22 protein-coding genes, 2 tRNA genes and 2 riboswitches are annotated in these 26615 nt (G+C 67.0%); of the genes, 10 read left to right on the plus strand and 14 right to left on the minus strand.

Annotated features, from left to right (window positions below; all coding sequences use genetic code 11):
• Positions 1-2: 2 nt before the first annotated feature.
• The 7 genes from gcvT to ETX26_RS10680 all read right to left on the minus strand — a co-directional run bounded on the left by gcvT (position 3) and on the right by ETX26_RS10680 (position 8267).
• Complete coding sequence (gene gcvT, locus ETX26_RS10650) at positions 3-1136, minus strand: glycine cleavage system aminomethyltransferase GcvT (protein WP_129524664.1); 1134 nt, start codon at positions 1134-1136, stop codon at positions 3-5.
• 54 nt (positions 1137-1190) lie between these two features.
• Positions 1191-1295: riboswitch (glycine riboswitch) on the minus strand.
• 1 nt (position 1296) lies between these two features.
• A riboswitch (glycine riboswitch) is annotated at positions 1297-1392 on the minus strand.
• A 57-nt stretch (positions 1393-1449) separates the two neighbouring features.
• A complete protein-coding gene (gene metH, locus ETX26_RS10655; protein ID WP_129524665.1) occupies positions 1450-4080 on the minus strand; it encodes a methionine synthase in 2631 nt (876 codons plus the stop codon).
• Positions 4081-4104: 24 nt separating this feature from the next.
• Entirely contained in the window at positions 4105-4626 is a 522-nt protein-coding gene (locus tag ETX26_RS10660; RefSeq protein ID WP_129524666.1) for a GNAT family N-acetyltransferase, read from the minus strand.
• Positions 4627-4629: 3 nt separating this feature from the next.
• Positions 4630-5676: a homocysteine S-methyltransferase family protein gene (locus tag ETX26_RS10665; RefSeq protein WP_129524667.1), complete on the minus strand. Its 1047-nt coding sequence runs from the start codon at positions 5674-5676 to the stop codon at positions 4630-4632.
• A complete protein-coding gene (gene metF, locus ETX26_RS10670; protein ID WP_129524668.1) occupies positions 5666-6601 on the minus strand; it encodes a methylenetetrahydrofolate reductase in 936 nt (311 codons plus the stop codon). The genes ETX26_RS10665 and metF overlap by 11 nt, the downstream gene beginning before the upstream one ends.
• Positions 6598-7581: an ArsR/SmtB family transcription factor gene (locus tag ETX26_RS10675; protein WP_129524669.1), complete on the minus strand. Its 984-nt coding sequence runs from the start codon at positions 7579-7581 to the stop codon at positions 6598-6600. Before ETX26_RS10675 ends, metF begins: the two co-directional genes overlap by 4 nt.
• Positions 7582-7646: 65 nt before the next feature.
• The gene (locus tag ETX26_RS10680) at positions 7647-8267 is read right to left on the minus strand and encodes a flavin reductase family protein (protein ID WP_129524670.1); all 621 of its coding nucleotides are present in this window, start codon (positions 8265-8267) and stop codon (positions 7647-7649) included.
• Between the two features lie 41 nt (positions 8268-8308).
• Between ETX26_RS10680 and ETX26_RS10685 the strand changes: the two genes are divergently transcribed.
• Positions 8309-9844, plus strand: coding sequence for an acetyl-CoA acetyltransferase (locus ETX26_RS10685; protein WP_129524671.1), 1536 nt, complete (start codon positions 8309-8311; stop codon positions 9842-9844).
• 174 nt (positions 9845-10018) lie between these two features.
• On the opposite strand, the gene ETX26_RS10690 is transcribed toward ETX26_RS10685, so the two are convergent.
• The 3 genes from ETX26_RS10690 to ETX26_RS10700 all read right to left on the minus strand — a co-directional run bounded on the left by ETX26_RS10690 (position 10019) and on the right by ETX26_RS10700 (position 13620).
• On the minus strand, positions 10019-13051 hold the full coding sequence (locus ETX26_RS10690; protein WP_225425739.1) for a TonB-dependent receptor domain-containing protein: 3033 nt from the start codon (positions 13049-13051) through the stop codon (positions 10019-10021).
• 359 nt (positions 13052-13410) lie between these two features.
• Positions 13411-13486: transfer RNA gene (locus ETX26_RS10695), tRNA-Thr, on the minus strand.
• 60 nt (positions 13487-13546) lie between these two features.
• A tRNA-Cys gene (locus tag ETX26_RS10700) sits at positions 13547-13620 on the minus strand.
• Positions 13621-13756: 136 nt separating this feature from the next.
• On the opposite strand from ETX26_RS10700, the gene ETX26_RS10705 reads away from it, so the two are divergent.
• Complete coding sequence (locus tag ETX26_RS10705) at positions 13757-14533, plus strand: thioesterase family protein (RefSeq protein ID WP_129524673.1); 777 nt, start codon at positions 13757-13759, stop codon at positions 14531-14533.
• Between the two features lie 171 nt (positions 14534-14704).
• Here ETX26_RS10705 and ETX26_RS10710 read toward each other — a convergent pair whose 3' ends face one another.
• The 3 genes from ETX26_RS10710 to ETX26_RS10720 all read right to left on the minus strand — a co-directional run bounded on the left by ETX26_RS10710 (position 14705) and on the right by ETX26_RS10720 (position 17253).
• Entirely contained in the window at positions 14705-15511 is an 807-nt protein-coding gene (locus ETX26_RS10710; RefSeq protein WP_129524674.1) for a crotonase/enoyl-CoA hydratase family protein, read from the minus strand.
• Positions 15468-15920, minus strand: a complete 453-nt coding sequence (locus ETX26_RS10715) for a winged helix-turn-helix domain-containing protein (RefSeq protein WP_129524675.1) — start codon at positions 15918-15920, stop codon at positions 15468-15470. Before ETX26_RS10715 ends, ETX26_RS10710 begins: the two co-directional genes overlap by 44 nt.
• A gap of 127 nt (positions 15921-16047) precedes the next feature.
• Entirely contained in the window at positions 16048-17253 is a 1206-nt protein-coding gene (locus ETX26_RS10720) for an LL-diaminopimelate aminotransferase (RefSeq protein WP_129524676.1), read from the minus strand.
• A gap of 123 nt (positions 17254-17376) precedes the next feature.
• Here ETX26_RS10720 and ETX26_RS10725 point away from each other — a divergent pair, with 123 nt between their 5' ends.
• The 6 genes from ETX26_RS10725 (at position 17377) to ETX26_RS10750 (ending at position 23350) form a co-directional block, all read left to right on the plus strand.
• A complete protein-coding gene (locus tag ETX26_RS10725; RefSeq protein ID WP_129524677.1) occupies positions 17377-19221 on the plus strand; it encodes a PHA/PHB synthase family protein in 1845 nt (614 codons plus the stop codon).
• A 139-nt stretch (positions 19222-19360) separates the two neighbouring features.
• Positions 19361-20029: a phasin family protein gene (locus tag ETX26_RS10730; protein ID WP_129524678.1), complete on the plus strand. Its 669-nt coding sequence runs from the start codon at positions 19361-19363 to the stop codon at positions 20027-20029.
• Between the two features lie 179 nt (positions 20030-20208).
• A complete protein-coding gene (gene clpS, locus ETX26_RS10735) occupies positions 20209-20586 on the plus strand; it encodes an ATP-dependent Clp protease adapter ClpS (RefSeq protein ID WP_225425740.1) in 378 nt (125 codons plus the stop codon).
• Positions 20587-20669: 83 nt separating this feature from the next.
• The gene (gene lptF, locus ETX26_RS10740) at positions 20670-21893 is read left to right on the plus strand and encodes an LPS export ABC transporter permease LptF (protein ID WP_129524679.1); all 1224 of its coding nucleotides are present in this window, start codon (positions 20670-20672) and stop codon (positions 21891-21893) included.
• 11 nt (positions 21894-21904) lie between these two features.
• Positions 21905-23002, plus strand: coding sequence for an LPS export ABC transporter permease LptG (gene lptG, locus ETX26_RS10745; protein WP_129524680.1), 1098 nt, complete (start codon positions 21905-21907; stop codon positions 23000-23002).
• Between the two features lie 66 nt (positions 23003-23068).
• Entirely contained in the window at positions 23069-23350 is a 282-nt protein-coding gene (locus ETX26_RS10750; protein WP_129524681.1) for a hypothetical protein, read from the plus strand.
• An 81-nt stretch (positions 23351-23431) separates the two neighbouring features.
• On the opposite strand, the gene ETX26_RS10755 is transcribed toward ETX26_RS10750, so the two are convergent.
• On the minus strand, positions 23432-24520 hold the full coding sequence (locus ETX26_RS10755) for a fatty acid desaturase family protein (RefSeq protein WP_129524682.1): 1089 nt from the start codon (positions 24518-24520) through the stop codon (positions 23432-23434).
• Positions 24521-24662: 142 nt separating this feature from the next.
• On the opposite strand from ETX26_RS10755, the gene ETX26_RS10760 reads away from it, so the two are divergent.
• Both ETX26_RS10760 and ETX26_RS10765 read left to right on the plus strand, forming a co-directional pair.
• The gene (locus tag ETX26_RS10760) at positions 24663-25826 is read left to right on the plus strand and encodes an N-acetyltransferase (protein ID WP_129524683.1); all 1164 of its coding nucleotides are present in this window, start codon (positions 24663-24665) and stop codon (positions 25824-25826) included.
• Between the two features lie 99 nt (positions 25827-25925).
• The gene (locus ETX26_RS10765; protein WP_129524684.1) at positions 25926-26357 is read left to right on the plus strand and encodes a response regulator; all 432 of its coding nucleotides are present in this window, start codon (positions 25926-25928) and stop codon (positions 26355-26357) included.
• Positions 26358-26615: the final 258 nt, after the last annotated feature.

Here is a 26615-nt window from a genome sequence, read left to right on the forward strand (position 1 = left end):
GTTCAGTTCCCTCGGTAGTAGCGGTGGGGGACGAAGGGCATCGGCGCGACCCGGGCGGGAAGGCGCTTGCTCCTGACTTCGATTTCCAGTTCGGTGCCCTCGGCAGCGTGCCCGCTGGCGACATAGGCCATCGCGATCGGGTGGCCGAGCGTCGGCGCGAAGCCGCCGCTGGTGACGCGGCCGACCTCCTCGTCACCGAGATAGACCAGCGCGCCTTCCCGGGCGGGCAGGCGGCCTTCCAGCGTGAGACCGACGCGCCTGGTTTCGGTTCCGCTGTCGATCAGGCTTAGGATGCGCTCGGCACCCGGAAAGCCGCCCTCGGCGCGGCGGCGCTTGCCGATCGCGAAACCCAGGCCGGCGGAAACGGGATCGGTTTCGGGCGAAAGGTCATGGCCGTAGAGCGGCAGCCCCGCCTCCAGCCGCAGCGAGTCGCGCGCGCCGAGGCCGATGGGCTTGATCTCGATCTCGGCGCAGAGGCGCCCGGCGATGGTCTCGGCATGCTCGGCCGGGATCGAGAGCTCGAACCCGTCCTCGCCGGTATAGCCCGAGCGGCCGATGCCGATCTCGATCTCGCCGAACCGGAACGAGGTGCCCTGCATGAACTTGAGATCGCCTATCGCATCGCGGAACACCCGGCGCAGCGCGGCCGCGGCTTCGGGGCCCTGCACGGCGAGCAAGGCTTGATCCTCGAGATGAGTCAGCGTGATTTCGTCGGGCAGATGCTCGCGCAGATGGGCAATGTCGTCCCACTTGGCCGCGCCGTTGACCACTACATAGTAGGTGGGCATGCCGGCCTCGGGGGTGACATTGGTCACCATCAGGTCGTCGAGAACGCCGCCGTTCTCGTCGAGCAGCATGGAATAGCGGATGCGCCCCGGCTTCAGCGACAGGATGTCGCCCGGCAGCAGTGCTTCCAGCGCTTCGGCCGCGCCTTCGCCCGAGACGAGGAGCTGGCCCATATGGCTGACGTCGAACAGCCCGGCATGGGTACGCGTCCACTCGTGCTCGGCGACGATCCCCTCGTACTGGATCGGCATCCAGTATCCAGCGAAAGGCACCATGCGCGCGCCCTGAGCGCGATGCCAGGCATCGAGCGGGAGCGTCTGCGGTTCCGCGGAGTCTTGGTCGTCGCTCATCAATCTTCCCGACTGGCCGGCAACGCTTCGCCGCGAAGCGCTGTTCCACCTGCCCCCTCTGTCGGGAAACCTGAGAGCTTGGTCCGCGGTCCGCTTTCGCGGGATTCGCGGCTTACCCCTTCGGTGGTCCCCGCCTGGGCGGAGACGCTTTCCAGAGTGTCTTCACCGCGCGGTCCGGTGGCCTGAGAGTTTCCGGGGCGGTTGCTCCTTCGGCGCCGCGACCCCGAAGGCCCGCGATCTCTCCCGCGCGATGCTTCCGAAGAATCGCTCCTCCGGATGACGCCCGAGTCCCTGCGCGATTACAGGCGCCCGGTCAATCGAGATTGGGCCGCAGCCAGCGCTCGACGGTGGACAGGTCGGCCCCCCGCCGCGCCGCATAGTCCTCCACCTGATCGCGGCCGATCCGCGCGACGCCGAAATACTCGCTTTGCGGGTGCCCGAAATAGAAGCCGCTCACCGCTGCGGTGGGCAGCATGGCGAAGCTCTCGGTCAGCTCCAGCCCTGCGTTCTCGCCAGCGCCCAGCAACTCGAACAGGATCGGCTTGAGGCTGTGATCGGGGCAAGCGGGATAGCCCGGCGCAGGCCGGATGCCGCGGTACTGCTCCTTGATCAGCGCCTCGTTGGTAAGCTGCTCGCCCTCGGCATAGCCCCACAGGGTCGTGCGCACGTGCTGGTGCAGCGCCTCAGCGAACGCTTCGGCGAACCGGTCCGCAAGCGCCTTCAGGAGAATATCGGAATAGTCGTCGTGCGCAGCGCGAAAGCGCTCCGCGTGCGGTTCGATCCCGTGGATGCCGACCGCAAAACCGCCGATCCAATCGCCGGCAGGGTCGATGAAGTCGGCGAGGCAGAAATTCGCCCGGTCGCGGCTTTTGCGCACCTGCTGACGCAGGAACGGCAGGCGCACGTGGCGTTCCTCTTCCGCGAGGTGGATCTCGATGTCATCACCTTCGCGCGCGCAGGGCCACAAGCCGCAGACGCCCTTGGCCGTCAGCCACTTCTCCGCGACGATCCTGTCCAGCATCGCCTGCGCATCGGCGAACAGTTGACGCGCGCTTTCGCCGACCACTTCGTCATCCAGGACCGAGGGATAGGTCCCCGCGAGTTCCCACGCGCGGAAGAACGGTGTCCAGTCGAAGTATTCGACAAGATCCTGGAGAGGCCAATCGGCGAAAGTATGGATACCCGGCTGCAGCGGCGGTGCGGGCTTGTCGCTGTAATCGATCTGGGGTGCATTTGCGCGCGCGTCTTCCAGGCTAAGAAGTACGCTCGCGGTCTTGCCCGCCCGCACGTCGCGGACATGCGCGTAGTCCGCTGCCGTATCGGAGACGAAGGCTTCGCACTGCGTGTCGGAGAGCAGGCGGCTGGCCACGCCCACCGCCCGGCTCGCGTCGAGCACGTGGATCACCGGCCCTTCGTAGGCCGGATCGATCTTGAGCGCGGTGTGCACCTTGCTGGTCGTCGCGCCGCCGATCAGCAGCGGCATGGTCATGCCCGCGCGCTGCATCTCCTCGGCGACGGTGACCATCTCGTCGAGCGAGGGCGTGATCAGGCCCGAAAGCCCGATCATGTCCGCGCCGTTATCGTTCGCCGTCTGCAGAATCCGGTCCCAAGGCACCATCACCCCCAGGTCGACGACGTCGTATCCGTTGCACTGGAGCACGACGCCGACGATGTTCTTGCCGATATCGTGAACGTCGCCCTTTACGGTCGCCATCACGATCTTGCCCTTGGCCTTTCGGTCCTCCGGAGCGAGCTTGTCCTTCTCCGCCTCGATGAACGGAATGAGGTGCGCGACGGCTTTCTTCATCACGCGGGCGGACTTGACCACTTGCGGCAGGAACATCTTGCCGCTGCCGAACAGGTCGCCGACGACGTTCATCCCGTCCATCAGCGGCCCTTCGATCACTTCGATCGGGCGCCCGCCTCTCGCGTCGAACGCCAGCCGCGCTTCCTCGGTATCCTCGACGACGTGCGCATCGATCCCCTTCACCAGCGCATGTTCGAGCCGCTTCTCGACCGGCCAGCCGCGCCATTCGGCCGCTTCCTTGTCGGCCTTGGGGTCCTTGCCCTTGTAGCTCTCGGCGAGCGTGATCAGCCGCTCGGTCGCATCCGGGCGGCGCATCAGGATCACGTCCTCGCACGCCTCGCGCAGCTCGGGATCGATCGCGTCATAGACGTCGAGCTGACCGGCATTGACGATCGCCATGTCGAGCCCGGCGGGGATCGCGTGGTAGAGGAACACCGAATGCATCGCGCGGCGCACGGTCTCGTTGCCGCGGAAGCTGAAGCTCAGGTTCGAGAGACCGCCGCTGATATGCACGTGCGGGCAAGCGGCCTTGATCTCTCGCGCCGCCTCGATGAAGTCGAGCCCGTAGCGGTCGTGCTCCTCGATCCCCGTCGCCACCGCAAAGATGTTCGGATCGAAGATCACGTCCTCGGGCGGGAAGCCGATGCCGGTCAGCAGCTCGTAGGCCCGCTTGCAGATCTCGACCTTGCGCTCCTTCGTGTCCGCCTGGCCGGTTTCGTCGAAGGCCATGACGACGACGGCGGCGCCATAGTCCATGCACTTGCGCGCATGGTCGAGGAACTGCGCCTCGCCTTCCTTCATCGAGATCGAGTTGACGATCGGCTTGCCCGAAACGCACTTGATGCCCGCCTCGATCACGTCCCACTTGGAGCTGTCGATCATCACCGGCACCCGCGCAATGTCGGGCTCGGCGGCGATGAGCTTGAGGAAGGTCGTCATCGCCTCGACCGCGTCGAGCAGGCCTTCGTCCATGTTGACGTCGATCACCTGCGCGCCGTTCTCGACCTGCTGGCGCGCGACTTCGATGGCGGCGGCATAGTCTCCGGCCATGACCAGCTTCTTGAAGCGGGCCGATCCGGTGACGTTGGTGCGTTCGCCGATATTGACGAAGCGGGCGGTGGAAGAATTGTCTGTCATCAACGGGTCCGTCATGCCGATCGTTCAGCGCAGGCTGCGCGCGAGCACGGCGTCGTCGTAGAGCTTGCCCCCGATGTCGAAACGGCGTTCGCCGATCGGTTCGAAGCCCTGTTTGCGATAGAAAGCGATGGCGCGCGCGTTGCGGGCATAGACGCCGAGCAGGAGCCGTTCGTGGCCCGCCGCCGCCTCGACCGCCGCCGTCATCAGCGCTGCGCCGAGCCCGCTGCCGTGAAAGCGCGAGAGCGAATAGATGCGCTTCAATTCCCGGTCGCCATCGCGGGCGCCGGGCAGATCGGGCTCGGCCGAAAGCGCATAGCCGACGGGGGCCTGGCCGGGCTCGACTTCCGCCAGCCAGGCCTGCGCGCCGGCGTCGAGATAGGCTTCATAGGCCGCGCGGCTGTGCACGCGCTCGCAGTGCGCGACAATCGCCGCGCCATCGAGCACGTCGGCAAACGTCTCGAGAAAAGTCGCCGCGCCGATCAGTGCCAGCGCGCCGGCATCCTCCCGCGTCGCCTGGCGGATGCGCCATGAAACGTCGGTAGCCACTGTCTAGGCCGCCATCGTGAAGGGTTCGAGCCCGGCGAGCCGCGTGCCCTCGGGCGCCTTGGGGATGCGGCGCGGGGCCACGCCCTCCACCGCCTGTGCAATGGCGGCGATATGCTCGGGCGTCGAGCCGCAGCAGCCGCCGAGGATGTTGGCACGGCCGCTCTCGGCCCAGCTCTTCACCAGCGCCGCGGTTTCCTCCGGCGCCTCGTCGTACTCGCCAAGCTCGTTGGGCAGGCCCGCGTTCGGATAGACCATCAGCAGGGTGTCGGCGATGCCGGACAGCAGTTGCACGTGCGGGCGCAACTGCTCAGCGCCGAAGCTGCAGTTGAGCCCGATCGTCGCCGGGCGCGCGTGGCGCACCGTGTACCAGAAGGCCTCGACCGTATGGCCGGAGAGGTTGCGGCCCGACAGGTCGGTGAGCGTGAGCGAGAGCATCAGCGGCAGCTCGCGGCCCAGCTCGCGCTCCAGCTCCTTCACCGCCATGATCGCGGCCTTGCAGTTGAGCGTGTCGAACACGGTCTCGACCAGGATGAAGTCGACCCCGCCTTCGACCAATGCGGCGGCCTGCTCGCGGTAGACGTCCTTGACCTCGTCGAACGTGACCTCGCGAAAGCCCGGGTCTTCGACGTCGGGGCTGAGCGAGAGCGTCTTGTTGGTCGGCCCCACCGCGCCCGCGACGAAGCGCGCCACGCCGTCTTTCGCCGACGCCGCATCGATCGCTTCGCGGATCACCCGCGCGGCGGCAACATTGATCTCGCCCACCAGCGCTTCCGCACCGTAATCCGCCTGACTGATCCGGTTGGCGTTGAAGGTGTTGGTCGCCAGCACGTGCGCGCCCGCAGCGATATAGCTGTCGCAGACCTCGCGGATCAACGCCGGTTGCGTCAGGTTGACGAGGTCGTTGTTGCCCTTCTGGTCGTGCGACAGACCCGTATCGCCGGCATAGTCCTCCGCCGACAGCTTCGCGCGCTGGATCGCCGTGCCGTAGGGCCCGTCCTTGATCAGGATGCGCTTCGCCGCCTCGGCGAGCAGGCGTTCTCTAGCGGTCATCGGGAATCCCTTTCGGCCGCAGCCCGAGCATGTGGCAGATCGCATAGCTCAGCTCGGCGCGGTTCAACGTGTAGAAGTGGAACTGGCGCACGCCCCCGGCATAGAGCCGGCGGCAGAGCTCGGCGGCGATCGTCGCGGAGACGAGCTGGCGCGCGGCCGGCCGTTCGTCGAGCCCTTCGAACAGCCCCTCCATCCATGCCGGGATCGCCGTGCCGCACAGGCCGGCCATGCGCTGGACGCTGGCGAAGCTCATCACCGGCATGACGCCGGGCACGATCTCGCTGTCGATGCCCGCCGCCACGGCCTTGTCGCGGAAGCGGAAGAAGCATTCGGGCTCGAAGAAGAACTGCGTGATCGCACGGGTCGCCCCGGCATCGAGCTTGCGCTTCAGGTTGTCGAGGTCGGCTTCGGCATCGCGGGCGTCCGGGTGGACTTCCGGATAGGCGGCAACCGATATCTCGAACGGCGCGACGGCCCGCAATCCGGCGATCAGCTCGGCCGCATTGGCATAGCCGCCTGGATGCGGCGTGTAGCGCGATTGGCCGTCCGGCGGATCGCCGCGTAGAGCGACGACGTGGCGAATGCCGCTTTCCCAGTAATGGCGCGCGATCTCGTCGATCTCGCCGCGCGTCGCCTGAACGCAGGTAAGGTGCGCGGCGGCGGGGATATCGGTCTCGCGGTTGATCCGGACGACCTGCTCGTGCGTGCGCTCGCGCGTCGAGCCGCCGGCGCCGTAGGTCACCGAAACGAAGCGCGGGCCGAGCGGAGCGAGCGTCTGTACGCTTTCCCATAGCGTCTGCGCCATCTTCTCGCTCTTGGGCGGGAAGAACTCGAACGAGACGTCGATATCTCCCGGCAGACCGGAGAACAGCGGCGCGTCGAGCGCGGTGCGCGCTTCCTGCATCTGGTTGAACGTCGGGCTCATCTCGCAGCTTTCCTTCCCGCGCTGGCGGGAGCGCCCTGCCGCGTGCCGAGCCAGATCTTCACCACCAGCTCGCCGCCTTCGAGCGCGATCGGCGGTGCGGGGGCGAACCCCGCTTCGGTCAGCAGCGCGCTGATCGCGGCATCGGTGAAGCCGAGCCGCGCATGCGCATGGCGGTCGCGCAGCTCCTCGCGCTGGTGCGCGTCGAAATCCACGATCGCAATCCGCCCACCCGGCCTGGTGACCCGCGCCGCTTCTGCGAGCGGCGCGGCCGGGTCCTGTGCGAAATGGAGCACCTGGTGCAGCAGCACTGTGTCGAACCCGCGCGCCGGGAAAGGCAGGGCGGTGAAATCGCCCTGGACGAGTTCTACGGCGCCGGAGGGCAAGTTTTGCAACTTTGCGCGTGCGAAGCGTAGCATGTCGAGGCTCTTGTCGAGCGCGACGACCCGCTCCGCCCGGCCGGCAAAGAGTTCGGCCATGCGGCCGGTGCCGGTGCCGATGTCGAGCACGTGGCCGAGCGGCTCGTCGCCCAGGGCGTCGACCAGCTTCGCCTCGACCAGTTCGTCGGGGCTGTGGAGCTGGCGCAGCTCGTCCCAGACTTCGGCGTGGCGCGCGAAGTACGTCTCGGCGCTGCTTTCGCGCGCGGCGCGGATCGCGGCGAGCTGGCGGCGGTCCTCGGCGCAGGCGGCGGCGAAGTCCGCGTCCTCGCGCTCGGCGGTGGCGAGCAGCCGCGCGACAGCCTCGCCCACCGGCGTGCCGCGCTCCTTGCCGACGCTCGCGCGCAGGAAGACCCAGCTCCCCTCGCGGTGCCGCTCGGCCAGGCCGGCATCGCACAGGATGCCGACGTGGCGCGAGACGCGCGGCTGGCTCTGCCCGAGGACCTGTGCCAGCTCGCCCACCGCCAGTTCCATGGCAGCGAGCAGCCGCATGATCCGCAGCCTGGTGGGGTCGGCAAGCGCCCGCATGGTCGTCTCGATCCGCATGCGAGCTGCATATAAAGATATCGTTATATGTGCAAGCGCGCAGAATCCCGCGGCTGCGACGCGCTTTAGGCAGAGCTGTCGCGCGCGATCCGCTGCAGCAGCGCGAGCTGCGCCTCGCCCTGCCCGGTCAGGACCCATTTCCCGCCGCTCTCGCGCAGGAGGCCCGCGGCGACGAGCTGCGCATGGTCCTGCGGGTCGAGCGCCTCGCGCGCCGGCGGCATGACCCGGCCGTAGCGCCCGCCGTGATAGATCAGCGGATCGGCTTCGCTGCGGTCGAAATCGACCACTTCGCCGAGGAAGATCGCATGATCGCCACCCTCGTACTCGAAGCGCGCGCAGCAGCCGAAGCGCGCCGCGCAGCCTTCGATCAGCGGCGCGCCCTCGGGCCCGTCGGACACGTCGAGGCCGGCGAACTTGTCGGCCCCGCGCCGCGCGAACCGGTCGGACATGTCCTGCTGCTCGGACGCGAGGACATGGACCGCCCAGCTCTGCGCGTCGCGGAAGGCCGCGAGATTGCCGCTGTCGAGCGACAGGCTCCACAGCACCATCGGCGGGTCGAGCGAGACCGAGTTGAAGCTGTTCGCGGTGAGCCCGATCGGGTTACCGTCAGGATCCCGCGCGGTGACGATCGTCACGCCGGTCACGAAGCTGCCGAGCGCGTTGCGGAAAGCGGCCTTGTCGAACACGCCTCCGTCGCTAATCTTGCCGGGGAGGAAGAGCAACCGCGATGTCCGAAATCCACGAGCTGACGCCCGTAATCGTCGGGGTCGGGCAAGCCTCGGAGCGTCCCCAGGACCCGGGCTATCGCGCGCTGTCCTACATGGATCTGGCCGGCGAGGCGCTGAAAGCCGCGCTTGCCGACACGCGGGCCACCGACGACGCCGCGCCCGCGATCGACACGATCGGCGCAATTCGCCAGTTCGAAATCTCGCGCCCCGATGCGAAGGCGCCGTTCGGCCGGGCGGACAATCCGCCGCGCGCGATCGGGCGCCGGGTCGGTGCCGACCCGCGGCGCGCCATTCTGGAGACGACCGGCGGGCAGACCAACCAGAAGCTGGTCGGCGAGTTCGCCGCCGCCATCGCCCGGGGCGAAAGCGCAATGGCGGCGGTCGTCGGCGCGGAGGCGATCTCGACCGTCCGCGCGCTGCTGGGGGCCGACGAGACGCGCGACTGGTCGGAGGAGGTCGGCGGCGCGCTGGAAGATCGCGGCTTCGGGCTGGAGGGCATGTTCGATGCCGAGCTGCTCCGCCACGGCGCGGTCAGCGCGATCGCGCACTACGCGCTGTTCGAGAATGCCCGGCGCGCGCGGCTGGGATGCTCGCTCGCGGACTACCGGATGGCGATCGGCGAGCTCTTCGCCCCGTTCACCGAAGTGGCCGCGGCCAATCCGCACGCCGCCTCGCGCGAGGTGCGCAGCGCTGGCGAGCTCGCGCGCGTGACCCCGCGCAACCGGATCGTGGCCGAGCCCTATGCCCGGATGACGGTCGCGCGCGACCAGGTGAACCAGGCGGCCGCGATCGTGATCGCATCGGCCGGCAAGGCGCGCGCGCTGCGGATTCCCGAGAGCCGGTGGGTCCATATCCACGTGGTTGCCGACGCCAAGGAGCTGCCGGTGATGGAGCGGCCCGATCTCGCGCGCAGCCCCGCCTCGATCGCCTCGATCGAGACTGCGCTGGAGCGCAGCGGCCGCGTGCTCGACGATATCGCCCTGCTCGACCTCTACAGCTGCTTCGCCATTCCGGTGTTCAACGTGACCGACCACTTCGGACTGGCGACCGACGATCCGCGGGGGCTGACGCTGACCGGCGGGCTGCCGTTCTTCGGCGGCGCGGGCAACAACTATTCGGCCCATGCCATTGCGGAGGCGGTGCAGCGCCTGCGCGAGCGGCGGGGCAGCTATGCACTGGTCGGCGCGAACGGCGGATTCATGAGCAAGTATTCGGCCGGCATCTACTCGACCGTGCCCGCCGACTGGTCGGGCGCCGACCGCTGGATCGCGGTTCCGACACCCGCCGAAGCGGTACGCAAGGCGCGGGCGCCCGCCGCCTGGCTGACGGTCGAAACCTATACCCTGATGGATGGCCGATCGGGCCCGGTCGCCGTGGTGCTCGGGCGCAACGAGGCGGACGAACGCATGGCAGCGAACGCCGATCTCGCCCACGCACCGACGCGCGCGTTGTTCGAAGGCGGCGAACCCTTCGGCGCACGCCTGTCGCTATCGCCGGCACCGGACGGACGGACCCTGGCGCGCCTCGATCCTTGAGTGCGCCGCGCCCTGCGCGATCCCGCATGTGGCACGGCCCCCAGGCTGCGCCCCTGCGCCCGGGACCCGCGCCGGCCACACCCGCAGCGCCGATCTCGAACCTGGCGAAATGCATTGAAGCCTTCCGAAGCCGGGCAAGCCGGCTCCGGAAGGCTTCCCGCAGCGTGTCCCCCCTTAGAACCCCTTGGTCACGCTGAAGCCGATAATGCGCGGATCGAGAGTGAAGACATTGGTCGTCAGCGCCGTGTCGTCGCTGTTGGTGAAGAAGTCGGTGATCGGCGCATCGTTGAACACGTTCTTCACATAGAGCTGGAAGGCGAGCTGCGATTCCGGACGTTCGAGCGTGACCGCGAGGTTGAGGTTGTCCCACGCCTTCAGCCGGTCGTACTCGGTGTTGTAGACCCGGGCATAGCTCTTCGCCTGGCGATAGTAGTCGCCGCGGAAGGTCAGCTCCCAGTCGTCGTCTTCGAGGAAGAAGGTGTATTGCGCCCCCAGGTTCATCGTCCAGCGCGGAGCATTGGGCAGTTCGTTGCCGGACAGGTCGGCATAGAACCCGCGGCCGCCGTTGGGGGCGCCGCTGCCGCCGTCCTCGATGTTGAGGCCCACCGTATCCGGATTGTAGGCAGCGAAGGGATCGTAGGTGAACCCGAAGAAGGCCCAGTAGGGCAGTTGCCCGGGAGGGGCATCGGGATTGAAATTACCGATCCGGTTCGATCCCGGGCAGAGCGCCGATAGCGCCAGCTGTTCCAAGCCTGTCTGGGCGGCCAGGATCCTCTCCACGAACTCGGTCGGCGCGATGCAGTTGGACGGCACCTGAAGCCAGGGGCGGAGCACCATCCAGTCTTCATTGCCCTGCGTGCGATTCATGACATCGATCGATTGCGCGCCATCGGCGAGCTTGGTCTGCAGGTAGCCGAGGTTCGCATCGAGCCTGAAATTGCGCGAGGGGCGCCAGGCGGCTTCGAGCTCGAGCCCCCAGGTCGTTGCGTCGAAGTTCTCGTTGTAGGCGATGCGATCGACGATCTGGGATATCTGGTAATCCTCGTAATCGTAGTAGAACGCCGCGCCGTTGAGAGTGAGGCGCCCCCCTGCAAAGGTGTTCTTCACGCCGATCTCGAACGCATTGAGATATTCCGGGCGGAAGGTCTGCGGCAGGTACTGATATTGCACGACGTCCGGATTGAAATCGACCCGTGGCGGATTGGTCCCGCCGCCCTTGTATCCGCGCGCGGCCGAGAGGTAGACCAGGGTATCGTCGGTGAACGCGAGGTCGGGTTGCCAGTCGAGCACGGCCCGGCCGGTGAACTCGCCCCACTTCTGCTCGATGTCCGGCAGGGCCGGGTAGCCGCTGTTGACCCGCCCGCCGGTTATGCCCCCGGGTATGTCCGTTTCGGTACCGCCGCCCAGGAGCAACTGGCTGGGGATCTGGTCCGAAACCTTCTTGTCGCGGGTGTAACGTACGCCAAGCGTCAGCTTCACATCGTCGGCGATGTTCCAGTAGAGTTCGCCGAACGCCGCCCAGCTCTTCGTCCGGACGCCGTTCTGGCTCAGGAAGTAGTTGTGGCCCTGGTTGTTCAGGCTGCCGATGGGATTGGGATCGACATAGACGCATTCGCGATCTTCTGCGCCCAGCTCGCAGGGGAGCAGGGCGTTCTGCCCGGAAGCCGGATGGCCAAATGGCGGGACACCGCTATAGAACCAGTCCGCGATGAGGGTGAACATGTTGTTGAAAACGTAGTAATTATCCTGCGTTTTGAAGTCGAGATAGTTTACCCCGACGTTGAAGTTCACGGGACCGTCAAAATCGGATTGCAAGCGAACTTCCTGCGACCACTGGCGATTGCGCGACTGGCTCAGGTCTGCCGAAACCATGCGATCCGAACATCCCAGTTGCGGATCGCAGAAAATGCCGCCCGGAGTCGGGCCCGGGTACGTCTCCGTGTCCAGCGGTATGCCGCGAGCTGTCACGAGAGGTTGTGTCGAATCGTTGAACAGCGGGGCCGAAACGAAGCGGTTGTAGTCTTGGGTCGAGAAGTAACGATCCCGCGAGTAGGTCGTCTGCGATACCAGCGTCAGACCATCTGACGGTTCGAACTCCAGGTTGAGCTGCACGACGTCGTTCTTGGCGCGGAACTTCGGATCATAGCTGGTCGCGATCTCGCGCAGGTCGCGCGATTGGGTCAGCCCCTCGTAGGGATCGCCGCTATTGGTGACGTACACCGGCGGGCCCCTGGTGCCATCGGGAAGAACCGAGCGCCCCAGAGAGATGCCGGTCGGCACGGTCAGATAGACGAGGCTGTCGCCATTCGGCACGCCATAGGCGCCGTCGTCGTAAAGCGAGCCCGGCAAGCATCCCTGGCTCATCCGTCCACGCAGAACGGGATCGGTGATCTCGACGCTGCCCACCATCTCCGGCCCCGGATCGGTGTGGCACAGCTGCTTGCCGGTGCGCGAGCGGTTGTCGTCTTCCTCGAAATGCTGCCAGATCACGTTGGCGCGGAAGCGATCGCTCGGTTCCCATTCCGCGATCGCGCGGGTCGACCACAGGTCGCGGCCGTTCACCCGCTTCTGGGTGAAGGTGTTGTAGTCGAACCCGTCGCGCTTGGTCCACTGGCCGGCCACGCGCACGCCGAACGTGTCGCCGAGCGGCACGTTGAGCATGCCGTTCAGCCGGCGGGTCGAATAGCTGCCGACCTCGCCCTTGACCGAGCCTTCCAGCTCGTCGGTCGGCAGCGCCGGGATCAGGTTGACCACGCCGGCCGTGGCGTTGCGGCCGTAGAGCGTGCCCTGCGGCCCGCGCAGCACCTCGATCCGGGCCATGTCGTAGAACTCCGACTCGAACAGCCGGTTGCGCGCCAGCGCCGTGTTGTTGAAGCTGATCGCGACCGCGGGATCCGACGCGGCCGAGATCGCCTTCGTCCCGACCCCGCGGATCGAGAAGTTGTACATGCTGAAGTTGCTCTTGGAGAAATTCACGTTCGGCACGGCGCGCAGCAGCTCGCCGCCGGTCTCGATCTTGTAATCGTCGAGCCCCTCGCCGGAAATCGCGGTGACCGCGATCGGCACGTCCTGGATCGATTCCTCGCGCTTCTGCGCGGTGACGATGATGACCGCACCGTCTTGCGTGGCCCCTTCCGCCGTTTCGGGGATCTGCCCCGGCTCCTCCGCCTCCTGCGCGAGGGCGGCCGATGCGCCCCCCGCGATCAAGGCCAGGGTGCTGCACGCACAAAGACAACTACGGGCGATCCCCATACTCCCTCTCCCCTTTTTGTCGCGAATCTTGGTGATCCGTCGCTAAGATATGCCTGCGCTTCTACTCTAACTGACATTGATGTCAATGTTAACGGGCAGGCCGGGCGCCAGGCTGATCCGTTTTGGCGGTATCTGTCGCGATGGCCGGCGGATCGCGCACGCGCATCGCCCCCGGTGCGGAGCGTGTCCGCCGGCGGGGCAGCCGCGGAATGGCTCGGCGAGACCGGTATTGCTGGCAGGTGACATGCCCCCTTGCGCGATCGGCAGGAAGCTACACCGGAAAGGCTCCCGCGGGGGAAAAAGCGTGTCGGAAATGGTGCCGCTTACGTGACTCGAACACGTGACCCCATCATTACGAATGATGTGCTCTACCAACTGAGCTAAAGCGGCACTGATCGCGGGCCTTTATCGGCACGGCGGGCGGGCCGCAATGCCTTGCTTCGCGAAGAGTGGAGGCCCGAGCCGGAATCGAACCGGCGTGCAAGGATTTGCAGTCCTCTGCGTAACCACTCCGCCATCGGGCCTCGCCCTTCCGCATCGCCGATGCGGACGGAAGCGGCCCCCTAGCGAGTCGGCCGCGCCAAGGCAATCGGTTAGGTGATCTGCCTTCCGTAACGTCAGTCTGGACCGCGCCCGGCGAAGCCGTAAATGCTTGCCGGCATGAGCATTGCCAGCCTGATCGATCCCGTCACCGCCGCCGGCGGCCCCGCCAACCTCTCCCGCGCGGACGCCTGGATGCAGGGGCGCACGCTCTACGGCGGGGCGTCGGCGCTGGTCGCCTATACCGCCGCCGTCCGCGCCTTCCCCGACCTGCCGCCGCTGCGCGCGGCACAGGTCGCCTTCGTCGCCCCGGTCGGCGGGGAGATCGAGCTGAAGCGCGAGATCGTGCGGCAGGGCCGCAACGTCGCGCAGGTGCGCAGCGAGATCTGGTGCGAGGGGGCCTGCGCCCTCACCGCGTTCTGGCTGTTCGGCACCGCGCGCGAGCCGAACGCCGTCCACCCCGCGGCCGAGCCCAACGACTGGCCCGGCGCGCCCGAGGACGCCGAGCCGGTGATGACCGACAAGGGCCCGGCCTTCATCCGCAACTTCGATCTCCGCCGCGCGCAGGACGAGCGCGGCCCCGGTGCACCAGTCGTGCGGCGCTGGGCGCGGCTGACCGAGCAGGGAGTGCTCAATCACATATCCGAGCTGATCCTGATGGGCGATGTCCTGCCGCCCGGCGCCATGCGCGCGATGCAGCGGCAGGGGCCGGTCAGCTCGATCAACTGGTCGTTCAACGTGCTGGATGCCGCGCCCGTGACGCGCGACGGCTGGTGGCTGTCGGAGAATGCCAGCCAGCACGCCGACCACGGCTATTCGTCGGAGCGGCTGCGGCTGTGGAATGCCGACGGACGGCAGATGCTCGAAGGAATGCAGGCGGCGGCTATTTTTGGCTAGCTCCCAATCCTCCCCATTTTTGCGTCAGCACAAATGGGGAGGTGGCCGACGCCGCAGGCGGCTGACGGAGGGGTATCGTCAGGCATAACCCCTCCACCACGAGCCGCGTCGCGTCTCGCGGTCCCCCTCCCCATTTGGCTTCGCAAAATGGGGAGGATCGAGGCGGCTTCGTCAAACGTCGGTGAAGTTCGGCGGACGCTTTTCCATTCCGGCCATCACCGCTTCGACCTGGTTGGGCGTGCGCATGATCTTGTGCTGCTCCATGCTCTCTTCGAGCAGGATCTCGTCGGTCGTGCGTTCGACCATGGCGGCGGCGAGCCGCTTGGCGGCGCGGATCGCGTGGGGATTGCGGTTGGCGATTTCCGCGGCGATCGCGGTGGCGCGGGCGAGCGGGTTGGGATCGACGTGGGTGGCGAAGCCGAGGGCGAGCGCGTCCTCCCCGGTGAATTCGCGGTTGGTGTAGACGAGCTCGCGCAGCACGTCGTCGCGCACGAGGCCGCGCCAGAGCGCATAGCCGCCCATGTCGGGGACGAGCCCCCACTTCATCTCCATCACCGCCATGCGCGTGTCGGGTGCGGCGACACGGATGTCGGCCCCGCTGGCGATCTGCAGGCCGCCGCCGAAGCAGACCCCGTGGACCGCCGCGATCACCGGCACCGGCAGCTTGCGCCACTGCATGGCGACCTGCTGGAACAGGTTGGCATTGCCATGCGTGCGGTCGGTGATCCGCGGCGCGTCGGGATCCGGCCCCTTGGCGAAGTTCGACAGGTCGAGCCCGGCGCAGAAGGCGCGTCCTTCGCCCGAGAGGACGACGACGCGCAGCCCCTTCATCTCGTGTAGCGCCTGCCCGGCTTCGATCAGGCGGGCGAACATCTCGGGATCGAGCGCGTTCATCTTGTCGGGCCGCGTCAGGCGGACCTGCGCCACGCCGTCGCTATCCAACTCGATCGAAATCCGATCGTTTTCCCGAAACCCCATTGATCTCACCTGCCGCCGATTGAATGGCGGCATCGTTGCCCAAGCGCGAGAGGCTGTCCAGCGCTTCCGCGCCCGGGCGCAGGAGATAGCCGCGCGCGGGGATCGTCGCGATCAGCCCGCGGAGGCCGACGGCGCGCATCTTGGCGCGTATCCGGCAGATCGCCACCGCGACCCGATTCGTCTCCGGATCGAAGTCCAGCCGCCAGACGTCGCGCAGCAGGCGATCCTGCGAAACAGGTTCGGGCGCGCATTCGGCGAGGTGCCAGAGCACCTCGAACTCACGCGGATGGAGCCGCAGCCAGCGCCCGCGCGCCAGCCCGTCGCGGTGGAACAGATCCAGCATGACCGGTCCGGCCCTGAAGAGGCGCGGCAGCGACAACCGCTCTGCGCCCTGCGCCGGCCACGTCATGGCCCGGCCACCTTCGCGTTACCCATGAATCCCCCGACCCGTTGTTTTTCGGGAGGAAACTAGGAAACGGCTGCTCGGGCCGTCAACTGACGGTCGGTCCAATCCGGCGGTTTCGCCTTGCGAAATCTCAGCCGGTGCCGGCAATCGTGTTGAGGCCGAGCGAGGCGAAGTAGCGCTTCACGTTCCGCGCCGCCTGGCGCAGGCGCTGCTCGTTCTCGACCATGGCGATGCGAACGTAGCCTTCGCCCTCCTCGCCGTAGCCGACGCCCGGCGCCACCGCGACGTCGGCATGGATCAGCAACTGCTTGGAGAATTCGAGGCTGCCCATCTCCTTGAGCGCCGGCGGCAGCGGGGCCCAGGCGAACATCGAGGCAGGGGGCGGCGGAATGTCCCAGCCGGCGCGGCCGAACGCCTCGACCATCACGTCGCGCCGCTTGTGATAGAGTTGGCGGTTGGTCTCCACGATGTCCTGCGGGCCGTTGAGCGCGGCGCAGGCCGCGGCCTGAATCGGCGTGAACGCGCCGTAATCGAGGTACGACTTCACCCGCGACATCGCGGCGATGAGGTGACGGTTGCCGACCGCGAAACCCATGCGCCAGCCGGCCATCGAATAGGTCTTCGACATCGAGGTGAACTCGACCGCGACGTCCTTCGCGCCCTTGACCTGCATGATCGAGGGCGTCGGATTGCCGTCGAAATAGAGTTCCGAATAGGCGAGGTCGGACAAAATCCAGACCTTGTTCTCCCTGGCCCAGGCGACCAGCCGCTCGTAGAACGCCAGATCGACCACTTCGGCGGTCGGGTTGGAGGGATAGTTGACCACCAGCACACTCGGGCGCGGCACGGTGAAGTGCATCGCCTTCTCGAGGCTGCGGAAATAGTTTTCGTCCGGCGTGGTCGGCACGCTGCGGATCGTCGCCCCGGCGATGATGAAGCCGAAGGTGTGGATCGGGTAGCTCGGGTTGGGCGCGAGCACCACGTCGCCCGGCGCGGTGATGGCGGTGGCGAGGCTGGCCAGCCCCTCTTTCGATCCCATCGTCACCACCACTTCGGTTTCGGGATCGAGATCGACCCCGAACCGGCGCCCGTAGTAATTCGCCTGCGCCCGGCGCAGCCCGGGAATGCCCTTCGACTGCGAATAGCCGTGCGCGTCGGGCTTGGCCGCGACTTCGCACAGCTTGTCGACCACATGCTGCGGCGGCGGCTGGTCGGGATTGCCCATGCCGAGATCGATGATGTCGCGCCCCGCTCGCCGCGCTTCGTGCCGCATCGCGTTGACTTCGGCGATCACATAGGGCGGCAGGCGCTTCATGCGGTAGAAATCGGTGTGCATCGACCTCGTCTCTGTTGGCGGAACGCGAGACCCCTCGCGCTGCGCAAACCTAACGGAATAGCGGTCGCGGTGGAAAGCGCTTTTCGCTATCACCGGCCGAGGCCGACCTTCAGGAGTGCATCGATGGCCGATCGGCAGGACCCTTTCGCCGCCTTCTTCGACATGCAGGGCGAGATGATGCGCGAGATGTTCGGCCGGTTCGTGCCAGAGGCGCAGCAGCCGGGCGCGATCGAGCAATGGGCCGAGACGGCCGAGCAATTGCGCGCGATGTGGCTCGACTTTACCGAAGAACGGCTCGCGAAAGGTCCGGACCCGGCGAATCCCTTCGATCCCGCGCAGTGGGCGCTGCTGGCCCAGGGATGGGCGAATGCCGCTCCGGCGCCCGATCCGGCCGCCGCGCAGAAGCTCGTGACCGAAGGATTGCAGGTCTGGCAGGGCGTGGCCCAGGCGATGCTCGGCGCCGCTCCCGATGGCGAGAGCGCGGAACCCGATCTGCCGCGGAAGGACCGGCGCTTCGCGGATCCCGCATGGCAGGAGCATCCGGCCTATCTGCTGCTTCACCAGACTTATCTCATGCTCGCCGACTATGTGGTTCATTCTGCGAAGAGCGTCCGGGGCGTGCCCGACGAGCAGCGCGCGCAGCTCGAGTTCGCGACCCGCACGCTGCTCGAGGCGATGAGCCCCGACAATTTCCTTGCGACCAATCCCGTGGTTCTCCGGCGCACGATCGAAACCGGCGGGCAGAACCTCGTCAGGGGTATGCGCCACCTGATCGACGACCTCAGGCGCGGCCAGCTCACCCACACCGATTCGGGCGCCTTCGCGCTGGGGGAGAACATCGCCACTACGCCCGGCAAGGTCGTGTACGAGACGCCGCTCTACCAGCTCATCCAGTACAGCCCCTCGACCGAGCAGGTCCTCGCCGTGCCGCTGGTGATCTTCCCGCCGTGGATCAACCGCTTCTACATCCTCGACCTCACGCCGAAGAAGAGCTTCATCAAGTGGGCGGTCGACCAGGGCCTCAGCGTTTTCGTGGTGAGCTGGAAATCGGCCGACGCGAGCATGAAGGACGTCACCTGGGACGACTATGTCCGCGCGCAGGTCGACGCGATCGACCATGTGCGCGCCCGGCTGGACGTGCCGGCGGTACACACGATCGGCTACTGCGTCGCCGGCACGACGCTTGCCGCGACGCTGGCAGTGCTCGCCCGGCGCGGAGAGGCTGAGAAAGTCCGGAGCGCGACGTTCTTCACCGCGCAGGTCGATTTCGAGAAGGCGGGCGAGCTGCTCAACTTCGTCGGCGACCGGCAGATCGAGATGATCGGCAAGCTCGCGCCGGAGGGCTATCTCGACGGGCGCTATCTCGCCGCGACCTTCAACGCGCTGCGGAGCCGCGACCTGATCTGGAACTACGTCGTCAGCAACTACCTGCTGGGGGAGGACTATCCGGCGTTCGACCTGCTCCACTGGAACGGCGACGTCACCAACCTGCCCGCCGCCTGGCACGTCGCCTACCTGCGCGATCTCTACCGCGACAACAAGCTGGTCGTGCCCAATGCACTCGTCGCGGACGGAACGCCGGTCGATCTCACGCGAATCCAAACCCCGGCCTATATCCAGGCGGGGCGCGAGGACCATATCGCCCCTGCCGAAAGCGTCTGGCGGGCGACCCGCCACTTCCGCGGCGACACCACATTCGTCCTTGCAGGGTCGGGCCATATCGCCGGCGTGGTCAACCCGCCCGCGGCGAACAAGTACCAGCACTGGACGGGCGACAGCGCGGCCGGCTCGCTGGAGGAATTCATCGAAGGCGCGAGCGAGCATGCGGGAAGCTGGTGGCCGCACTGGCTGGCCTGGCTCGAGGCGCACGACCCGGCGCGTGTGCCGGCGAAAGGCAAGCGCAAGCCCGGCGGCAAAGGCGACCGGGTGATCGAGGATGCGCCGGGGCGCTACGTCAAGACACGGTGAGGGTCGCTCCTCTACCGCCCGCCGAGACGCGGCAGGTCATTGTGCGCTGCACAAAATCGTCTTGACTTCGCGCTTGCAGTAGCTATTTTGTGCACTGCAACATGAAGGGCATTGCGCCCGCAGGCACAGGATGACCGCAATGGCTACCCAGCCCGAAGCGAAGACCGATGCGGCGGCCGAGAAGGCCTATGCCGAAGCCTCTGCCGCAAAGGCCGAGGTGAAGACTGATGAGGCGGCCCCTGCCGCGGCAGCGCCCGCAGCCAAGGCGGCGCCCAAGAAGAAGACCACGACCAAAGCCGCCGCGAAGAAGGCTGCGCCCGCTCGCAAGCCTGCGGCGAAAACCGCCAGCAAACCCATTTCCAAGGAACCCGCCATGACCAAGACCACCGACTACACCGCGCAGATGACCGAAGGCCTCGCCGAGCTTCAGGCTCGCGCCAAGAGCGCCTACGAGCAGGGCGCCGAATACGCCGCCGAGATGCGCGAACTGACGAAGGGCAACTTCGACGCCTTCGTCGAATCCGGCCGGATCTTCTCCGCCGCGCTGCAGGACCTGACGAAGACCGCCGCCGAAGAGAGCAAGGCCGCGGTCGAGACCCTGACCGCCGACGCCCGCGAAATCGCCGCGGTGAAGTCGCCGACCGAGCTCGTCCAGCTCCAGGGCAAGATCGCCAGCCGCAACTTCGACGCCGCCGTCGCGCAGCTTTCGAAGGCGACCGAGGCTTGGGTCAAGCTCGCCAACGACGTCGCCGCGCCGCTTTCGAGCCGCGTGAGCCTGGCGATGGACAAGGCGCGCAAGGCCGCCTGAGCCCCGCAAAGTTCACGAGGCTCCGGCACCTCCTCTCCCTACACGTCGGAGCCTTGATATGGGAGCCGGTCAGCAACGCGCTGGCCGGCTCCTTTTTCGTTTCGCCGCACCGTTAACCGGCGTGCAATCGCCGCGCGCCATCTTGCGAATGCGCCCCTGCCATACGATATTGCCGACGCATGACGACCCCCCGCTCCACCGACCCCGTTCTCGACTTGCGCCCGCGCTGTGCGGGCGACGATGATTCGGACCGCGCGGGCGACGGCCAGCTCGGCATCGCCACCAAGACCAAGGCCAAGCCGAAGAAGCCGAGCCAATACAAGGTGCTGATGCTGAACGACGACTATACCCCGATGGAGTTCGTCGTCATGGTGCTCAAGCGCTTCTTCCGGATGGATCTGGAGCAGGCGACGCGGGTGATGCTGCACGTCCACCAGCGCGGCGTCGGCGTGTGCGGCATCTTCCCTTACGAGGTCGCCGAGACCAAGGTGAACCAGGTGATGGACTTCGCCCGCCAGAACCAGCATCCGCTGCAATGCACGCTGGAGAAGGCCTGACCGTCGCATTCGGCGCATCAGAGGCATGACCGGGCCGCGAATTCGCGCTAGAGCGCTCGAAACCTAGCTGCCGTTCGGGACCCGTGTTCAACTTCATCCCCTCTCTCGACCGCTACATCTTCCGGCTGGTGATCCTGCCGATGCTGGGCGTGTTCGCGATCGCGGCCTCGCTGCTGCTGCTCGACAAGATGCTGCGGCTGTTCGATTTCGTCGCGGTCGAAGGCGGCCCGGTCGACGTCGTGTTCAAGATGCTCGGTGCGCTGATCCCCGAATACGCCAGCCTCGCCATTCCGCTCGGCCTGCTGCTCGGCATCCTGCTCGCCTTCCGCAAGCTCGCCACATCGAGCGAGCTCGACGTGATGCGCGCCGTGGGCCTGAGCTACGGCCGCTTGCTGCGCGTGCCCTACATCATCACGGCAGTGCTGATGGCGGTGAACCTCGCGCTGGTGTTCTACGTCCAGCCGGTCAGCCGCTACTACTACGAGCAGCTCGAGTACGAGCTGCGTTCGGGCGCGCTCGGCGCATCGATCAAGGTCGGGGAGTTCACCACGCTCGCCGACCGGATGGCCCTCCGGATTGAAGCCAGCGAGGACCAGGGACGACGGCTCCAGGGCATTTTCGCCCGCGTCGCAAACGACAAGGGCCAGGTGCTCTCGATCTCCGCGCGCGAGGGCGCCTTCCTCGCCACGACCGACAGCCCCGACACGATCATCCTGCGGCTGACCGACGGCACGATCGTGCAGGACACCGGCAGCAATACCCCGCGCGTGCTCAGCTTCACCCGCCACGACCTGCCGATCGACCTGCCGCAAGTCGAGGCATTCCGCGAGCGCGGCGATGCCGAGCGCGAATACATCCTGCCCGAGCTGTTGAGGATCGGCTGGAGCGAAACCACGGAAGAGGCCAAGCGCGACGCGAGCCAGGCGAGCTTCAACTTCCGAATGGTCGAAGTCGTGATGATGGCGCTGATGCCGCTGCTGGCAGTCGCGCTGGCCATCCCGCCCAAACGATCTACCAGCGCCCTGGGCGTGTTCCTCTCGGTCGTGATGGTCGTCGCCTATCACAAGGTGAACCAGTACGGGGAGGACATTGCCGCGCTCGGCCGCTTCGATCCTGTGCTCGCCCTGTGGGTGCCCTTCGTGCTGTTCGCCGCACTGATCCTGTGGATGTACTACAAAGTCGCCTTCGTGCCCGGCGGACAGCCGATCGGCGCGCTCGAGAGCGCGTTCGACAAGGTCGCCAAGCGCATCCGGAAGCTGTTCGGCCGGCGCCGACAGCGGGCTCCCGAACTCGTTCCTGCCGAGTAGTGCCGCAACCGATGCAGTTCGATTTCTTTCCCTCGCGCACGCTGACGCTCTACCTCGCGAAGATGTTCGCGGTGCGCATCGTGGCGATGCTCGCGATCCTCGTGCTCGTGCTGATGATGCTGGATCTCCTCAGCACCAGCGGCGAGATCCTGGCCGCCCCCGGCAACGGCCAGGGGGAGCTGTGGACCTATGTCACGCTTCGCGTGCCGCAACTGGTCGCCCGTTTCCTGCCCTATTCGGTGCTGCTGGCGACGATCATCGCGCTGGTGACGCTCAACCAGAACAGCGAGGTGATCGCGATGAAGGCCGCCGGCCTTTCCGCACACCAGGTGCTCGCGCCGCTGCTGCTCACCGCGGCGGCCGTGTCGGCGATCAGCTTCGTCTTCAACGAGACCGTGGTCACCCGCACGACCGCCACGCTCAAGGCGTGGGAAGCCAACGATTTCGGCCCCATACCGCAGGACTCGGGCGTTCGAGCCAATGTGTACCTGACCGACGGCAACGACATTCTCACCGCCGCATCGCTTGCCGGCCGGGGGGAGGATATCACGATGCGCGGCGTGACCTGGTATCGTCGCAGCGACGGTGGAATGCTGGTCGAGCAGGTCCGTGCCGACACCGCGGCCTATGCGAATCCGGGATGGCGCCTCGAGAACGCCACCCGCTTCGGCGTTGCGAGTGCCGATACCACTCGCTTGCCTGACCTGGTGGTTGCCGAAGGCCTCACGCCGGAGCAGATCGAGCTCGAGAGCGTCGATGCGGATACGCAGGACTTCGTCGAGCTGTTCCGCTCGATCGCCGCCTACGAGGAAGCGGGCCGCCGGACCGACGAGTTGCGCGCGACCTGGTGGCACAAGCTCTCGGGGCCGCTGTCGGCCTTCCTCATGCCGCTACTGGGCGCGATCGCGGCGTTCGGCCTCGCCCGTTCGGGGCAGCTCTTCCTGCGCGCGATCATCGCCATGGCGCTTGGCTTCGCCTATTTCGTGATCGACAACGCCGCGCTCGCGATGGGCAGCTTCGGCGGCTACCCCCCGTTTCTTGCCGCTTGGGCGCCGTTCTTCCTATTCCTGCTGATCGGAGAGACGGTGCTGATCCGCACCGAGGAGTAACGCTCCGGGGAACCGCCCGTCGGGTCAGGAGTCTATGCCACAATGTCGTCACAAAGGAGACCTGGCATGAAGATCGCCGCCGTTCCCGCCCTCGTCGCCGCGATTGCGCTCGGCGCCTGCAGCGAAGCGAATGCGCCCGAACCCACCGAAACCGAAACCGTTGTCGAGGAGACCGTGGTTCCGGTGCCTGAGGAAACCACCGTCGTGACCGAAGGCGATTCCACCGCCACGGACGGCGATCGTGTCACGGTAACCGAGGATGGCATCGAGGCCGATGTCGGCGACGATGATACGCGCGTGCAGGCCGACGTCGACCGTGATCCGTCGCTGACGGTCGAGAACGAATAGACTCCGGCAGAGCAGAAAACGCGAAGGGCCGCTTCCCGGGAAGCGGCCCTTTCTTGCGTTTTGCTGGCGCGATGGCGGCGGTCAGCGCGGGCGCATCGTGCTGCGTGCGATGCGCAGGACCAGCGGGATCATGCCCGGGTGATTGGCCCCCTCATAGGTGGAACCGGTGCCGAGATGTGCCGCGAGCCGCCGGTGCGCCTCGCCCAGCGAGTGGTAGGGCATGCTCGGCAACAGGTGGTGCAGCGCGTGATAGCGCAGGCCGACCGGTGCCCAGATCTCCGCGATCCGGCCCGGGGGCGGCACGTTCACCGAATCGAGGAACTGCGCGGTCACCGTCATCGGTTCACCGTCGTTCTCCCACAAGTGCGCCACCAGCGTGCGCAGCTGGTTGAGCACCGCCGCGGCCGAGAACACCGCGAGCGCGATCAGCAGCGGCTGCCAGCCGATCAGGAACGTGCTGCCGAGCAGGGCCAGGGCCCAGACGCTGCCGCCCAACTCCTGCCAGAACACGCGCGGGCGCAGCTCGCCCTCGGGTGGGCGGCGACGGAACTGCGGATTGATCGAAAGCGAGGAGAAGCGCTGCCACACGATCGTGCGGATCGGCGGGATCACCGCGCCGAGCGGCACCAGCACCGCGAACCGGAACAGGAGCGCGAACGGCAGGAGCAGCGCGATGAGCACGAACAGCGGCAGCGACCACGGCTTCATCAGCGCCAGCGGCAGGTACTCTGGATCATCCGCCGTGCCGTAGCGCGTGCGCGCGTGGTGCAGCGTGTGCACGCCTTCGTACATGAACGAGGGCGTGAGCATCGGAATGCCGACGAGCAGGTTCCACGCCAGCCGGAAACCCGGCAGCGCGTCGCGGTGGATGTGCGACAGCTCGTGAATGAACAGCAGCGCGCGATAGAGCGAGAGCGCTGCAACAACGCCCAGGACCACGGCTAGCGGCATGCTGCCGACAAGGATCGCCCCGGCGAGCGCGGCATAGCCGAGGCCTGCCGAGAGCAGCATGTCGGTCCAGTAGATCGCCGGCTTGGCGACGATCAGATCCTTGGTCAGGTCGCGCGCGGCGCGCAGCATGGCCTTGTCGTCCGCGATCGCCTGCTTCGGCGGCACTGTCGCTGTCGCGCGTGCGAGGGCAGCGGAATCTATGCTCTGATGCATGTTCATGGCCATGTTCCCGGAAACCGCGCCCTACAGCAAAAAACCGCCTTGCGGAACATTCACGTCCCGTGGCGGAGCCATTGGCGCTGTCGCTTGACAATCTGCAACAAGCAAACACAGGGCTAACCCAAGCTGAACAGGATACCCCGTGACCGACGCCGAAATAGTGATCGAACCCGTTGACGGCAAGACCAAGGCGGGGCGCGCGGCCTTCGTCGATGTCGGCCGCCGATTCGCGGACGAGACGCCGAACTCGGTCCCGCAGCTGCGCTCCGAACAGCTCGAGCTGCTCGATCCCGGGCGCAATCCGCTGTTCGAGCACGCAGAGGCCGAGCTCTTCATCGCACGGCGCGGCGGCAAGCCGGTCGGCAGGATCGCGGCCTGCATAGACCGGATCATGCTGGAGATGCGGCCGGAACAGGGGTTCGGCCCGGGCACCGGCATCTTCGGCTACTTCGACGCGGAGGATCGGCCGGCGGCGGAGGCGCTGCTGGCGGCAGCGGAGGACTGGCTGCGCACGCGCGGCATGACCCGCGTGCTCGGCCCGATCTCTCTGTCGATGTGGGAAGAGCCGGGACTGCTCGTCGCCGGGCACGACCATGCGCCGACAGTCCTGATGGGCCACCATCCGGCACGCTATCAGGGTTATATCGAGGGCGCCGGCTACGAGGTCGCCAAGCGGCTGTTCACCTACGAACTCGACGTCAGCGAGGACTTCCCTCCGCTGGTGCGGCGCATCGTCCAGTCGGGCCGGCGCAATCCGCGCATCCGGATTCGCCCCGTCGACCACGCGAACTATACGCAGGACGTGCGCACCGTGCTGCATATCCTCAACGATGCCTGGTCGAACAACTGGGGTTTCGTACCGTTCACCGAGCGCGAGATCGAGTACGGCGCCAAGAAGCTGAAGCCGCTCGTGCGCGAGGAACTGACCCGCATCGCCGAGCTCGACGGCAAGCCGGTCGCCTTCATGCTCGCCTTGCCCGACGTGAACGAGCCGCTGGCGCGGATCGGCGGCAAGCTGTTCCCCTTCGGCTGGATCACCATGCTGCGCTGGCTGCGCAAGCCGCGGGCAAGAACCGCGCGCGTGCCGCTGATGGGCGTACTGAAGGAGTTCCACAATTCCCGGCTCGCCAGCCAGCTCGCCTTCATGATGATCAGCGATATCCGCGAGGACACCACCCGCGTGAACGGGACCACTCGCGGCGAGATCGGCTGGATCCTCGACGACAATCAGGGAATGATCGCGATCGCCGACACGATCGAGAGCACGATCAACCGCGAATACGCGATCTATAGCAAGGCGCTGTAGACTTCGGCCGAATTCTGGCGGCAGGACGCGGGGCGGGAACCCCGCTGTCCCCGCTGCCGTTGAGAACGGGCGCAGATCGCCCCGCGGAATGGATTGGAAATGGATCAGACAGCCGATGCCCGGCGGTCGCTGCGCCGACTGGGCCACATCCTGATAGTCGAGGACGATGCCGTGCTGGCGCTCAGCATGGAAGCGACGCTGATCGACGCGGGAGCATCGCGTATCGAGATATGCCACACCACCGAGGAAGCGCTCGCAGCCCTGCGCAGGGCCAGGCCCGCGGTCATCGTGCTCGACATCCAGCTAGCCGACCGCGACGACGGATGGGCGCTTGCCGAGCTGGTTGACGGCCTCGGCCCGGATCGGCCGCGGATCGTCTTCTCCACCGGCGCCCCCGAACGCATCCCGACCGAGATCGCCGAGCTTGGGCCGGTCCTGACCAAGCCCTACGCGCCTGCCGATCTCGTGCGGGCGGTGGGCACGCGGCGCCCCCGCGGCTTTCTCTCCCGCCTCCGCCGCACCGCCGGCTAGCCGGCCGGCACCGCGGCGCCGGCTGCGCGCCCGCGGCACGGGCAAGAAAAAAGGCCCCCGCTCTGCTTGAGAGCGGGGGCCCTTCGGGATCGTATCACCAGCCGCTTGGACGGGAGGGGGGGTCTCGGCGGTGACACTGGGATAATGTTCGTCCGGAAATCCGGTTCCCCGGGGGGCCGAAAAAATTTCGCAGACCTTCCTCGCCCATCGCGCGTCCGCCATATTTGGTTGCGCAACAACCGCTTGTCGTCCACGGAG

The sequence above is a fragment of the Pelagerythrobacter rhizovicinus genome (genome assembly GCF_004135625.1).
In the GTDB taxonomy this organism is placed as follows: domain Bacteria; phylum Pseudomonadota; class Alphaproteobacteria; order Sphingomonadales; family Sphingomonadaceae; genus Pelagerythrobacter; species Pelagerythrobacter rhizovicinus.